The organism is Leifsonia poae, from assembly GCF_050632195.1.
Classification (GTDB): domain Bacteria; phylum Actinomycetota; class Actinomycetes; order Actinomycetales; family Microbacteriaceae; genus Leifsonia; species Leifsonia poae_C.
The window spans coordinates 356,092-368,870 of sequence record NZ_CP192580.1; the positions used below are offsets into that span (position 1 = coordinate 356,092).

Sequence of the window (12,779 nt, forward strand, 5' to 3'; positions counted from 1 at the left end):
CGTCCGTCGTGTGTGCTGCGACTAGTTGGCGGTGACGGTGTACGTCACCGAGACGCCCAGGGTGCCGACGGCGACGGTGTACTTGTCGTTCGCGTACACGGCCTTGCTGTCGGTGGCGGGGGTCGTCGGCGTGAAGCCGGCCTTCTCGAGGGCGGCGGTGGCGTCCGCGAAGCCGGTCTTGCCCTTCGGCATGACCGTGACGCTCCAGCCGTTCTCGGCGTCACCGCGGGCGACGATGATCGTGCCGTCGATGAGGGGGACGTCGTTCTTCGGGAAGCTCGAGGGGAGCGTCGCCGACTCGGCGGTCGCGCTGGCCGACGGGCTCGCAGAACTGCCGTATCCGGTGCCGGTTCCACCTGAGCAGCCGGCGAGCGATGCGATGGTGAGTGTGGCCGCGATGACGGCCGGGACGAACAGTTTCTTGTGTGCGTTGTGCATGCTGGTTCCTAGTGCTGTATGTGTGATGAATTGCGATATTGCAAACATCCAGCCTACTCGCGGGCATGCGAGTGCCACCATGACAAATGTCAGCTAAACGTGGCCGTCCCCGGCCGATCAGCGCTGTCGGCCGATCAGCGTTGGGGGCCGATCAATGCTGTCAGCCGAGCAGCAGGGAGCTGAGCTGGTCGGTGGAGTGGACCACGGCGATCGCCCCGGCGGCCTCGGCGGGCGAGCCGTATCCCCACTCGACGAGGATGGTCGGAAGCCCGTTCTCGGCCGCGCCCTCCACGTCGAACGACCGGTCGCCGACCATGACGGTCTGCGCGAGGTCGACGCCCTGCTCGGTCAGCCGGCGGATGGCATCGGCCACGACGTCGGCCTTGGCGCTGCGCGACTCGTCCTCTGTCGCACCGGCGATGACGTCGAAGTACTTGGCGAGGTCGAAGTGCTCCAGGATGCGCGCAGCCTGCAGTTCGGGCTTGCTGGTCGCGACGGCGAGCGGGATGCCCGCCTCCTTGAGCCGCTGGAGCAGGCCGCGGACACCCGGGAACACAGCGCTGTCGAATGCTCCGTGCTCGTGGTACGAGGCGCGGTAGACGGCGAGGGCGTTACGCGCCTCCTCCTCCGTCATGCCGGCGAGCCCGACAAGGGAGTCGAGCAGCGGCGGCCCGACGTACTCGACGAGCTGTGCGGGGGCCGGAACGGGCATCCCGAGCGTCTCGAACATGGAGGCGAGCGACGAGGTGATGCCGGAGGCGGAGTCTGTGAGGGTGCCGTCGAGGTCGAACAGGACGCAGGTCCAGGTTCGGGTGACGGTGCGCGGGAGGGTATCGGTCATAACCGTCCAATGGTAGGTGAGGGGGCTCGAAGAACGCTCAACGTCCGCTCAGGGCGGATTCGATGTGAGATCGGGCGACGACCATGGTCTCTTCGGCGCCGGGGTTGAACTGTACAGCCACGAAGTCCGCTGTGGCTATGAAGCCGAGGGCCTCCAAAGAGGGCACGATGACGGCCTGGACCTTCTGGCCCGCGCCTTCTGCGGTGCTGCCGACGGCATCCCGAAGCGCCTTCATCGAGGTGAAGAGCGGCAGAACGGCTTCGCCCGTCGTCGACGAGATCGTGCGCAGCGTGGTGTTCTCGGGGGTCGAGCCGGTGACGTCGACGACCAGGCCGCCCTTCACGGCTGCGGCGAGCAGTGCGTCCAGGTTCGGGATGCTCGGCTCGGCCGTGATCGCCGCGAGCGCCTTGCGCACGGGTACGTTCTCGTAGCTGGAGGGGAAGCGCGGCTTCAGTGCCATCAGAACAGCCTGCTGTCGCTGTCGTCGAGGCCGCGCATCGCGTCGTAGTCGAGCACGAGGCAGCGGATGCCGCGGTCTTCGGCGAGGGTTCGGGCCTGCGGCTTGATCTCCTGTGCGGCGAAGACGCCCACCACTGGGGCGAGGTGTGGGTCGCGGTTCATCAGCTCGAGGTAGCGGGTGAGCTGCTCGACGCCGTCGATGTCGCCACGGCGCTTCAGTTCGACGGCGACGGCGCCGCCCGACGCATCCCGAGCCAGGATGTCGACCGGCCCGATGGCGGTCATGTACTCGCGGCGCACGAGCACGTGCCCGTCGCCCAGGAGGTGGATCTGCTCGGCGAGCAGCTTCTGGAGGTGCGCTTCGACGCCGTCCTTCTGCAGACCGGGGTCGACGCCGAGATCGTGTGCGGAGTCGTGCACGATGTCGTGGATCGACACGACGAGCATGTCGGCCGTCTTCGCCTGGGTGACCTTCCAGATCTCGGTCACGCCGGCCTCGGCCTGGGCCTCGTCGGGTTCGAGAACGGTGAGCGTGCAGGGCGGGCTCATCCAGTTGAGCGGCTTGTACGAGCCGCCGTCGGAGTGCACGAGCAGGCTGCCGTCGGACTTCAGCATGAGGAGCCGGTTCGCGAGCGGGAGATGCGCGCTCAGCCTTCCCGCATAGTCGACGGAGCACTTCGCAATGACAAGACGCACCCACCCATCGTACGGGGAGTGCGGGATGCCGAAATCGCCCCATCCGTGGGCCGTGGGTGACGAGTCGGACCCTGTGCGCTGCCAGGATGGGGGGATGACCAGCGCACTGCTCATCGGCACGTACACGGAGACCCTCCCCCATGTCGACGGGCACGCGGACGGCGTCGTCAGCGCCATCTTCGACGGTGACATCGTCGTGGAGGCGACGGTCGCGGCGAAGCTGACGAACCCGTCGTGGCTGACCGCGACCGCGGACGGCTCTCGCGTGTACGCGGTCGAGGAGGCGGCCCCGGATGGTCGGGTCGCCGCCTTTGCGCGCGACACCTCGGGCGCGCTCAACGCCCTCGGCACAGTATCGGTCGGAGGGGCCGAACCCGCGCACCTCACACTCGACCCGAGCGAGCGCTTCGTGCTCGTGGGCGCGTACGGCGGCGGCTCGATCGCGGTGTTCGCGCTCGCCGAAGACGGAGCGCTCGGCGACAGAGTCGCCTTCGTGCAGCACGAGGGCAGCGGCCCGGATGCGCGGCGCCAGGAGGGTCCGCACGTGCACAACCTGGTCTTCGACCCCGAGACCAGTGAGCTTGCGGTGGTCGACCTGGGGCTCGGACAGGTTCTCTTCTATTCGTTCGGTGAAGATGGCGCACTGACCCTGCGCCCGGAGGCGACGATCTCGCCGGGCGCTGTGGGTCCGCGGCACCTGGCCTTCCACCCCGACGGGCGTCACGCTTTCGTCGTGAACGAACTCGACAACACGGTGGACGTGCTGCGTCGTGACGGAGACCGATTCGTGCGGGTGGGTGGAGCATCCACTCGCCCTGAGGATGCTGCCGGTGACAGCTCCGCGGCGGCGATCCGGGTGTCGCCCAGCGGTGCAACAGTGTTCGTCACGAACCGCGGCGACGACACGGTCGCGGTGTTCTCGTTCGAGGACAGTGCGGGTCTCAAGCTGGTGGCGAGCGAGTCGACCCGGGGCAAGGCGCCGCGCGACCTCATCCTGACTCCGGATGCGCGGCGCATCCTGATCGCCAACCAGGACAGTGACAGCGTGGCCGTGTTCTCCTTCGAGGAGGAGACGCGCTCGCTCGAGTTCGTGTCGCTCGCCTCGGTGCCGACCCCGGTCTGCCTCCGTCTGGTCTAGCGAAAGGCCGGACACCCGGTGGGGTGCCCGGCCTCCGCCGGTCGAAGTGCTGAGACTCAGCGCGACCGGAGCGTTGCGAAGAACAGCCGGATGTCTTCGGCCAGCACCTCGGGGCGCTCGAGCGCCGCGTAGTGGCCTCCGCCGTCGAACTCCGACCAGTGGATGATGTTGTCGTTGTCCCGCTCGGCGAACGTGCGCACCGACTTGAAATCGTCGGAGAAGACGGCGACTCCGATCGGGGAGTGGTTCACCGCGGGCTCCGCTCCGGCGTGCGCCTCTTCGTAGTGGTAGCGGCCCATCGTCGCCGAGGTGTTCGTGAACCACTCGAGCGAGGCCTCGGTGAGGATCTGCTCGGTGGTCACGAGGCTCGTGCCGTTGCCGAACGACTGGAACAGCTCGTTCCAGGCGAGCTGGCCGACAGGGGAGTCGGAGAGCGCGACCGCGACCGTCTGCGGGCGGCTCGCGTTGAAGGCGTTGTAGCCTCCGACCGACTGGAACCACTGCATGTGCTCGAGGGCCGCGTAGTCCTTCGGCTCCAGCTTCTCGAACTCGGCCGGGTCGCCCGAGGGGAAGGAGAACAGCTGCAGCACGTGCGAACCGAGGTAGCCCTCGGGTGCGGCCAGACCGAACTCCCGCGCGACCATCGCGCCGCCGTCGCTGCCGTGGGTTCCGTACTCGTCGTAGCCGAGGCGGTGCATCAGGATGTCGAAGGTGCGGGCGACCCGCGCCATCGTCCATCCCCGCTCGACGACGGGGGTGCTGAACCCGAAACCGGGGAGCGACGGGACGACGACCGAGAACGCATCCTGAGCCCGGCCGCCGTGGGCGACGGGGTCGACCAGCGGGCCGATCAGGTCGAGGAAGTCGACGAAGCTGCCGGGGTACGAGTGCACGAGCAGCAGCGGGGTCGCGTTCTCCTCGGCCGACGGAACGTGGAGGAAGTGGATCGTCTGCCCCTCGATCTCGGTGAGGTAGCCGGGGAAGGCGTTGATCTTGTCCTCCTGGGCGCGCCAGTCGAAGTCGTTCTGCCAGGCCTCGACGACCTCGCCGAGGTAGGAGTTGGGAACGCCGTACTGCCAGTCGTCCTCGTTCGGCACGGCGCGGGGGAGGCGGGTGCGGGCGACGCGGTCGCGCAGGTCGGCGATGTCGGCGTCGGAGACGGCGACACGGAACGGGGTGATGGTTTCTGAGGTGTTCGTCTGAGTTGTCATGGCTTCACTGTAGAAACCTAATAGGAGCATTCACTTCCTATACAGCGAGGGAAAGTGGAAGGATGCAGAGGTGACGGATACGGCCTCCCGGATGCTGCGCATCCTGACCCTGCTGCAGGTTCGGCCGGCGTGGACGGGCGGCGAACTCGCCGAACGCCTCGGGGTGAGCGCGCGGACGATCCGCACCGACGTCGATCGGCTGCGCGAGCTCGGCTACCCCGTCGATGCGGTGCGCGGGCCGGCGGGCCACTACCGGCTCGGATCGGGCGGGACCATGCCACCACTGCTGCTCGACGACGAAGAGGCGGTCGCTGTGACGATCGGCCTTCGCGCCGCCACCGGGATCAGCGGCATCGAGGAGAGCAGTGCGCGTGCCCTGCGCAAGCTGGAGCAGGTGCTGCCGAACCATCTGCGCGTGAAGGTGACGGCGGTGCACGAGACCGTGTCCAAGGCTCCGGAGAACACCGGCAGTAATGTGGACGACCCGGTCGTCGATGCGGAGGTGCTCTCGGCGATCGCCACGGCCATCCACGACCAGCACTGGCTCCGCTTCGACGCCCACGACGTGCAGCACGTCGTCGAGCCGTACCGTCTCGTCAACTGGCAGCGCCGCTGGTACGTCGTGGCGCGTGACGCTCACAGCGGCGAGTGGGCGGCACATCGCGTCGACTGGATGATGCTCAGGATGCCCACGCGGCGACAGTTCGCGCCTCGGCCCCTCGAGGGCGAGGACTACTCAAGCTTCGTTCTGCGCACGGTGTCGTCGACGGGCTGGGCGATCCACGTGCGGATCACGGTGTTCGCGCCTGCCGAGGAGGTGCTGTCGCGGATCAACGCGACGGTCGGCGTCGTCGAGCCGATCGACGACGAGACCTGCGTGCTGGTCACGGGCGGCGACAGCGTCGAGATCATCGCGGTGTACATCGGGATGCTCGGGCTCGACTTCCACGTGGCCTCACCGCCCGAGCTGGTCACCCAGCTGCGTGCGCTCGGCGCGCGCTACGCCCGCTCGGTCGTGTGACGCGCGGTCGCTCGCGGTCGCTCGCTGCGCTCGCCCGCGCGCATCCTGAGCCGCTCATTTGCCACTATCCGTCGTTCTCAGCGCCTGAGAGTGACGTCAAGTGGCAAATGGGGCGGGTCGAGGGTCAGGCGGCGTCGCTGGGGGCGGGAGCGGGAGCGGGGGCGGCGCTGCGGACGGCGCGCGACTCGCGGACGGCCGGCGCGGCCAGGAATGCTCCGACGAGAAGCACGAGCACGAGGTAGAGCGCGTTCAGCAGGCCGAACTCCTTGCCGAGGAAGCCGATGACCGGCGGTCCGACGAGGAAGGCGCAGTAGCCGATGATCGCCACCGCGCTCACTCGGGCGGCCGGGTTAGCGGTGCCGTCGGCGGCCGCCGACATGCCGAGCGGGAAGCCGAGCGAGACTCCGAAGCCCCACAGCACGGTGCCGATCACGACGAGCCAGAGCGGTCCGCCCAGGATGAAGATGAGCAGTCCCGCAGCGCCGAGGCCGGCCGTGATCCTGATCGCCATCACGCGGCCGATCCTGTCGACGATGGGTCCGCCGGCGACCCGGCCGATCGTCATCGCGGCGACGAAGAAGCCGAACACGATGGCACCCGTGGAGTTGGCCTGACCGTGCCCGTCGACCACCGCGAGGGAGATCCAGTCGTTGGCCGAGCCCTCGCCGAAGGCCATGCCGAGCATCACGACGCCGATCAGGATGAGCCGCCAGTCGGCCCACACGGCGAGACTGTCGCGCATCCGCTGACCGAACGGGATCTTCGGCTTCTCGGTGACCTCGTCGCCGAGATCGGCCTCGCGCGGGATGTACCGAACGGCTATGACGGCGGAGATAACGATCACGACGGCGATGGCGATGAGGTGCCACGAGACGTCGATGTTCAGAGCGGCCATCGCGGCTCCGAGGCCGGCGCCGACCACCGTGCCCAGGCTGAAGCAGGCGTGCATGAGCGGCATCAGGGTCTTGCCGATCTCGCGCTCGACGGCGGTGCCCTCCACGTTCATCATGACGTCGACCATCCCGTTGCCGAAGCCGAGCATGATGAGCCCGATCGCGACCATCGGGATCGAGTGGGTGACCGAGGTGCCGACACCGAGGAGCACGAGCCCGATCGAGGCGATCGTGAGTCCGGCGATCATCCCCTTGTGCGGACCGAAGCGAACCAGCACTGGGGAGGAGAAACCGAGGCCGATGATCGCGCCGACCGACATCCCGAGGATGAGGAGGCCGACCGCCGACGGGTCCTTGCCGAGGTCGAGCCCGTCACGGACACCGGGAATGCGCGCCACCCAGGAGGCGATCGCGAGACCGCTCAGAATGAAGATGACGAAGACCGCATTGCGCCAGGCGGTGAGTTCTCGGCGGCTGCGGTTCGTGGTCGGGGTCGACTGCGACATCCTGATCCTGACGGGTCTCGTAAACTGGTGTGAAGAAGGGCATCGAATCGATTCGATCGAAACGATTCGACTAAGCTACCACACGTGAACGACGTAAGCACGACCCCAGCGCGCCCGACGCTCGCCGCGGTGGCCCGCCTAGCGGGCGTCTCCAACTCCACGGCGTCGCTCGCGTTCAGCGGCACCGGGCCCGTCTCCGATTCCACCCGGGACAGGGTGCTCGCCGCCGCGAAAGAGCTGAACTACGCAGGCCCAGACCCGCGTGCCCGTTCGCTTCGCCGCGGCCGCTCGGGCATCGTCGGCGTCGTCATGGAGGAGCGCGTGCGCGACGCCTTCCACGACCCGATCAAGATCGCGCTGCTCGACGGCATCGCCCAGGAGATCGGCGCGATCGACGCCGGGCTGCTCATCCTCACCGACGCGGGCGACACGGCCCAGCGCATCGACGACGCTCCGATGGATGCGGTGGTGCTGATCGGCTGCAGCCCGCGGCTCGACGAGTCGGTCGCCATCCTGCGCCAGCGCGGCATCCCGCTCGTCGCCATAGAGGGCGACCCGGCCGACGACGTGCTCACCATCGGCCAGGACAACCGCGACGCGACTCGCATCGCCGCCCAGCACGTGAAGGACCTCGGGCACGAACGCGTCGCCGTCGTCGCGCTCTCGCTCGACCGCGATCGCACTCGCGGACCGATCACTCCCGAACTCCTCGCGGCCGGCACCTCGAACACCACCATCGAGCGACTCGCGGGCGTCCGCGACGTGTTTCCGGATGCGCCCGCGTACGCAACCCGCGGATCCTTCGTCGACGAGGGCCGTCGTGCCGGCCACGCTCTGCTCGACGACCCGAACGGCCGGCCCACCGCGATCATCGCGCAGAGCGATCTGCTCGCCGCGGGTGTCATCCGGGCCGCCGAAGAACTGGAGCTCTCGGTGCCGGCCGACCTCAGCGTCGTCGGATTCGACGGCGTGCGGGTCGACGGGCTCTGGCCGTACGACCTGACCACCCTCGTGCAACCTGCCGTCGACAAGGGGCGGGCCGCCGGCGTCGCGATCGTGGACATGCTCGACGGCCGCACCGCGCATCCCGCCACCTTCACGAGCGTCTTCCACCTCGGCAACACCACCGCGCCCCCTGCCCGCTGATCTTCCGTCCTGTCGGCGTCGGCCCCTTTCCGCCTTCTCCCTCCCCCAACGCAGGAGAATTCGCCCCCGCACGCCCCAAATCTCCGTAATTACGGAGTCTCCACCGGAGTGTCGCCCGAATTCTCCTGAGTTCCGGATGCGCACCTCGACCTAGGCTGAGGGCATGACGGATCTCGAAGCCCTGTACCGCGACCTGCACAGCCACCCCGAACTCTCGTTCCAGGAACACCGCACAGCCGGCCTCGTCGCCGAACACCTGCGCGACCTCGGGCTCGACGTCACGACCGGCATCGGCCGTACCGGTGTCGTCGGCGTACTCGCGAACGGCGACGGACCGACCGTGCTGCTGCGTGCGGACATGGATGCGCTGCCCGTGCTCGAGGACACCGGCCTGGCCTGGGCGTCTACCCAGACCGGCACCGACCATACCGGTACCGTCGTGCCGGTGATGCACGCCTGCGGCCACGACATCCACATCACCTGCCTTATCGGCGCCGTCGAGCGCCTCGTCGCCGAGCGCGCCGAGTGGAGCGGCACGCTGGTCGCCCTCTTCCAGCCGGGCGAGGAGCACGGTGGCGGCGCCCAGGTGATGGTCGAAGACGGTCTGTACGAGAAGGTGCCGCATCCGGATGTGGTGCTCGGCCAGCACGTGACGCCGCTGCCCGCCGGGATGCTCGGCGCGCATCCGGGAGCCGCCATGGCCGCCGTCGACACCATGGAGGTCACGCTCTTCGGCCGCGGCGGACACGGCTCGCGCCCCGAGACGACGATCGACCCCGTGGTGATGGCCGCAGCGACCGTCATGCGTCTGCAGACGGTCGTGTCGCGCGAGGTCGCGCCGCACGACACATCGGTCGTCACGGTCGGGTCGCTGCACGCCGGATCGGCCAACAACATCATCGCCGCCGAGGCGAAGCTCGGGATCAGTGTGCGCAGCTTCAATGAGGAGGTGCGGGCCGGAGTGCTTGCGGGCGTCGAGCGGATCGTGGCGGCGGAAGCAGCGGCATCCGGAGCCACCGCGGCGCCGACCGTCGAATACGGCGAGAGGTATCCGGTGACCGTGAACGACCTCGACGCGACCGCCCGGGTCACCGCCGCGTTCGCTGCGGAGTTCGGCGAGGGTGCGCTCTTCGACCCGGGTGCGCTCTCGGGCAGCGAGGATGTGGGCAACCTGGCCACCGCTGCCGGGGTGCCGCTCGTGTACTGGATCCTCGGTGGGGCCGAGCCCGCTGTCTACGCTGCGGCTGCCGCCGCCGGGACGCTGCAGACCGACATCCCGTCGAACCACTCGCCGCACTTCGCGCCGTTGGCGCAGCCGACGATCGACACCGGCGTGCGTGCGCTCGTGGTCGCTGCGCGGGAGTGGCTCGCCTAGCGGTTACGCCCCGGCGCGCATCCAGCGGGTGGTGCGTGCACGCAGGCCGAGGGTGAGGGCACGGGCACCGATGTAACCGAAGGCGAAAGCAGCCGTCAGCCAGGCGAGTCCTGACGCATCGTGGCCGCCCCACGCGCCGACGGCGAGCGCGAGCGGAACGAACACCGCCACGTTCGTGAGTCCCGTGAGCGCCAGGTAGCGCGCATCCCCGGCCCCGATCAGCACCCCGTCGAGCACGAACACGTACCCGCCGAGCGGTGCGCCGACGCCGATGATGACGAGGGAGATCGGGAGCAGGGATGCGACCGCCGGGTCGCTCGTGAACAGCGCGGCCGCGAACGGGCTCACCACCACGACGAATGCTCCGAACACCACTCCGGCCCCGACGCCCCACTGCAGGCAGCGGCGGAGCACCGCCCGCACGCCCTCCAACTCACCCGCGCCCAGCCCCTTGCCGACGAGCGCCTGCGCGGCGATCGCGAGGGCGTCGAGGGCGAACGCGACCGTGGCGAAGACGGTCATCGTCACCTGGAACGCGGCGAGTTCATCCGGACCCAGCTGCGTTGCGGTGAAGACGGCGAGCAGCATGGCAGCGCGCAGGCTCGCCGTTCGAACGAAGAGCCAGCCGCCCGCCCGTGCGCTGCTGCCGAGCCCGGTGTGGTGCGGCAGCAGCGGAGTCTGAACTCGGCGAGCCTCCCGGGCGACGATCACGAGGTACACGGCTGCCATGCCCCACTGCGCGACGACGGTCCCGATGGCCGACCCGGCGATCCCGAGCCCGAGCGGATAGATGAAGACGAAGTTGAGCAGGATGTTCACGGCGAACCCCGCGACGGCTACGACCAAGGGAGTGCGGGTGTCCTGCAGCCCGCGCAGTAGACCGGTGCCGGCGAAGACGAGCAGCATCGCGGGCAGCCCGAGCATCGAGATCGTCAGGTAGGTGGTCGCTGCTTCGGAGATGGCGGACGAAGCACCGAACAGCGCAACCAGGGACGGCGCGGCAAACCAGCCCGCGACGGCCAGGACGATCCCGAGACCGAGCGCCAGCCAGGATCCGTCGACGCCGGCCGCGACCGCACCGCGTTCGTCCCCGGCGCCGAGGCTGCGTGCTACCGCCGGGGTGGTGCTGTAAGCAAGGAAGACCATGAGGCCGACGATGGTCTGCAGGATGGCACTGGCTATCCCGAGGCCGGCGAGCGGTGTCACGCCGAGGTGACCGACCATCGCCGAGTCGGCGAGCAGGAACACCGGCTCGGCCACGAGCGCGCCGAGTGCTGGAACGGCCAGGCGCAGGATCTCGCGGTCGACCCGTTGCCGCCCGACCCTCTGCCGCCCGACGTCGCTCATCACCGGCCCAAGGCTACCGTTCGGGACGGACAGTTTTGCGGGCGGTAGCATGCGGGAATGAGGGTGACGACGTTGGGGAGTTCGACCCACTATCCGCGGCCGGGCAACGCCTGCTCCGGCTACCTGGTGCAGAGCGGCGACACGTCCATCTGGGTGGATGCGGGCGCCGGCACCCTCGCCGAGCTGCAGCGCCACGTGCAGCTCGAGGACATCGACGCGATCTGGATCTCGCACACGCACGCCGACCACACGTCTGATCTGCTCACTGCCTACTACGCCTACAGGTTCGGGGATGTGCTGCCGGGCGCGCCCATCCCTCTCTTCGCCCCGCACGGGTTGCGCGAGCGGATGGTCGCGTTCCTCGGCGGCAGCGCCGAAACCGGCCTCGACCTCGTGTTCGGGTTCGCCGATCTGGGCGCCACCCCGGGCGGCGGCTCAGCGCAGGTGGGAGACCTGACGCTCTCGTGGCGCGAGGTCGACCACGACGTTCCCGGATACGCTTTGCGCGTCGACACTGCCGACGACGGCTCGTTCGCATTCTCGGGCGACACTGGGCCCTGCGAAGCGCTCGACGAGCTGGCTTCCGGATGCGACGCGCTGCTCTGCGAGGCCGGCATCGACGCACAGGAGCGCGGCGAGCATCCTGTGCACCAGACGCCGGAAGAGGCGGGCGCGACGGCCACGCGCGCTGGGGTGGGTCGGCTCATCGTGACGCACACCGCGCTCGGGCTCTCGGGTGAGGCCGCCGCCGCTCGCGCGCAGCAGCACTACGACGGACCCGTTGAGCTCGCCCGACCGGGATCGGTGTTCGTGGTGGAGCCGAGCGGTCAGCTCAATGCGGGAACAGACTCCACGGGAACGTAGTCGACGAGCAGACCGAGCTGAGGCTGCGATGCCGGGTCGGCGACGGCCGCAGCGCCCACGGCGCAAGCGGTGCGCAAAGCAAGCTCGGGGTCGAGTCCCGAGCGGAGGGCGAGCGTGAGCGCAGCGCAGAAGGAGTCGCCGGCGCCGACCGTGTTGACCACCGATGTCTTGACCGCGGGGGCGAACGCGATCGTCTCGCCGCGCTCCAAGAGCGCTGCGCCCTCCGACCCGTAGGTGACGGCGACGAGCTTTGCCCCCGCGAGTTCGGGGATGAGGGCGTACTCCGTCTCGTTGACGATGATGAGGTCGGCGCGGTCGAGCAGCGCAGGCGGGAGCGGCTGGGCGGGTGCTGCGTTGAGGGCGAAGAAGCCGGGTACTCGTTCGGCGAGGGTCACCGCGAGATCGATCGAGATCTCGAGCTGCGCGAGCACGGTCTCGCTCGCGGCGAAGTCGACGTCGTCGATGCTCACGGCGGAGTTGGCACCCTCGCACACAGCGATCTGATTCTCGCCCGCTGCATCCACCACGATCAGTGCGGTGCCCGTCGGTTCATCGACCGTGCGCACGTTTCGGATGTCGACGCCTGCGCGTTCGAGTGATGAGCGCATCGCATCGCCGTCGCTGTCCCGTCCGACTGCTCCGACCATCCGGACGCTCGCTCCGAGCCGCGAGGCTGCCGTCGCCTGATTCGCGCCCTTGCCTCCGGCGTCTCGCCGGAGGCGTCCGCCGCCAATCGTCTCGCCCGGCTCGGGAAGGCGTTCTGTGCGGGCCGTGAGGTCGATATTGATGCTCCCGACCACGGTGAGGGCGAGCGGAGAGGACGTCTGAGGCATGGAGTCTCCAA

The 12,779-nt window shown here is 69.0% G+C and carries 13 protein-coding genes; 5 read left to right on the forward strand and 8 right to left on the reverse strand.

Features of this window, described 5'->3' with window-relative positions; all coding sequences use genetic code 11:
- Nucleotides 1-21: 21 nt before the first annotated feature.
- The 4 genes from ACQ86A_RS01990 to nucS all read right to left on the reverse strand — a co-directional run bounded on the left by ACQ86A_RS01990 (nt 22) and on the right by nucS (nt 2,434).
- A complete protein-coding gene (locus ACQ86A_RS01990; RefSeq protein WP_431278964.1) occupies nt 22-438 on the reverse strand; it encodes a hypothetical protein in 417 nt (138 codons plus the stop codon).
- A 160-nt stretch (nt 439-598) separates the two neighbouring features.
- The gene (locus ACQ86A_RS01995) at nt 599-1,279 is read right to left on the reverse strand and encodes an HAD hydrolase-like protein (RefSeq protein ID WP_431278965.1); all 681 of its coding nucleotides are present in this window, start codon (nt 1,277-1,279) and stop codon (nt 599-601) included.
- 37 nt (nt 1,280-1,316) lie between these two features.
- Complete coding sequence (locus ACQ86A_RS02000) at nt 1,317-1,739, reverse strand: SseB family protein (RefSeq protein ID WP_431278966.1); 423 nt, start codon at nt 1,737-1,739, stop codon at nt 1,317-1,319.
- Nucleotides 1,739-2,434, reverse strand: a complete 696-nt coding sequence (nucS, locus tag ACQ86A_RS02005) for an endonuclease NucS (RefSeq protein ID WP_431278967.1) — start codon at nt 2,432-2,434, stop codon at nt 1,739-1,741. Before nucS ends, ACQ86A_RS02000 begins: the two co-directional genes overlap by 1 nt.
- Nucleotides 2,435-2,528: 94 nt before the next feature.
- Here nucS and ACQ86A_RS02010 point away from each other — a divergent pair, with 94 nt between their 5' ends.
- A complete protein-coding gene (locus ACQ86A_RS02010; RefSeq protein WP_431278968.1) occupies nt 2,529-3,572 on the forward strand; it encodes a lactonase family protein in 1,044 nt (347 codons plus the stop codon).
- A gap of 56 nt (nt 3,573-3,628) precedes the next feature.
- On the opposite strand, the gene ACQ86A_RS02015 is transcribed toward ACQ86A_RS02010, so the two are convergent.
- Nucleotides 3,629-4,783 (reverse strand): epoxide hydrolase family protein, encoded by a 1,155-nt coding sequence (locus ACQ86A_RS02015; protein ID WP_431278969.1) that lies wholly within the window; start codon nt 4,781-4,783, stop codon nt 3,629-3,631.
- 70 nt (nt 4,784-4,853) lie between these two features.
- Between ACQ86A_RS02015 and ACQ86A_RS02020 the strand changes: the two genes are divergently transcribed.
- Nucleotides 4,854-5,804 (forward strand): helix-turn-helix transcriptional regulator, encoded by a 951-nt coding sequence (locus tag ACQ86A_RS02020; protein ID WP_431278970.1) that lies wholly within the window; start codon nt 4,854-4,856, stop codon nt 5,802-5,804.
- A 124-nt stretch (nt 5,805-5,928) separates the two neighbouring features.
- On the opposite strand, the gene ACQ86A_RS02025 is transcribed toward ACQ86A_RS02020, so the two are convergent.
- The gene (locus tag ACQ86A_RS02025; protein ID WP_431278971.1) at nt 5,929-7,203 is read right to left on the reverse strand and encodes an MFS transporter; all 1,275 of its coding nucleotides are present in this window, start codon (nt 7,201-7,203) and stop codon (nt 5,929-5,931) included.
- 84 nt (nt 7,204-7,287) lie between these two features.
- On the opposite strand from ACQ86A_RS02025, the gene ACQ86A_RS02030 reads away from it, so the two are divergent.
- Both ACQ86A_RS02030 and ACQ86A_RS02035 read left to right on the forward strand, forming a co-directional pair.
- Nucleotides 7,288-8,349, forward strand: coding sequence for a LacI family DNA-binding transcriptional regulator (locus ACQ86A_RS02030; protein ID WP_431278972.1), 1,062 nt, complete (start codon nt 7,288-7,290; stop codon nt 8,347-8,349).
- A 163-nt stretch (nt 8,350-8,512) separates the two neighbouring features.
- A complete protein-coding gene (locus ACQ86A_RS02035; RefSeq protein WP_431278973.1) occupies nt 8,513-9,724 on the forward strand; it encodes an amidohydrolase in 1,212 nt (403 codons plus the stop codon).
- A gap of 3 nt (nt 9,725-9,727) precedes the next feature.
- Here the strand turns inward: ACQ86A_RS02035 and ACQ86A_RS02040 are convergent, their stop codons facing one another.
- A complete protein-coding gene (locus tag ACQ86A_RS02040; RefSeq protein WP_431278974.1) occupies nt 9,728-11,071 on the reverse strand; it encodes an MATE family efflux transporter in 1,344 nt (447 codons plus the stop codon).
- A 57-nt stretch (nt 11,072-11,128) separates the two neighbouring features.
- Between ACQ86A_RS02040 and ACQ86A_RS02045 the strand changes: the two genes are divergently transcribed.
- The gene (locus ACQ86A_RS02045) at nt 11,129-11,935 is read left to right on the forward strand and encodes an MBL fold metallo-hydrolase (RefSeq protein WP_431278975.1); all 807 of its coding nucleotides are present in this window, start codon (nt 11,129-11,131) and stop codon (nt 11,933-11,935) included.
- Here the strand turns inward: ACQ86A_RS02045 and ACQ86A_RS02050 are convergent.
- A complete protein-coding gene (locus tag ACQ86A_RS02050; protein WP_431278976.1) occupies nt 11,899-12,768 on the reverse strand; it encodes a ribokinase in 870 nt (289 codons plus the stop codon). The two genes, ACQ86A_RS02045 and ACQ86A_RS02050, sit on opposite strands and share 37 nt — an antisense overlap.
- Nucleotides 12,769-12,779 lie beyond the last annotated feature (11 nt).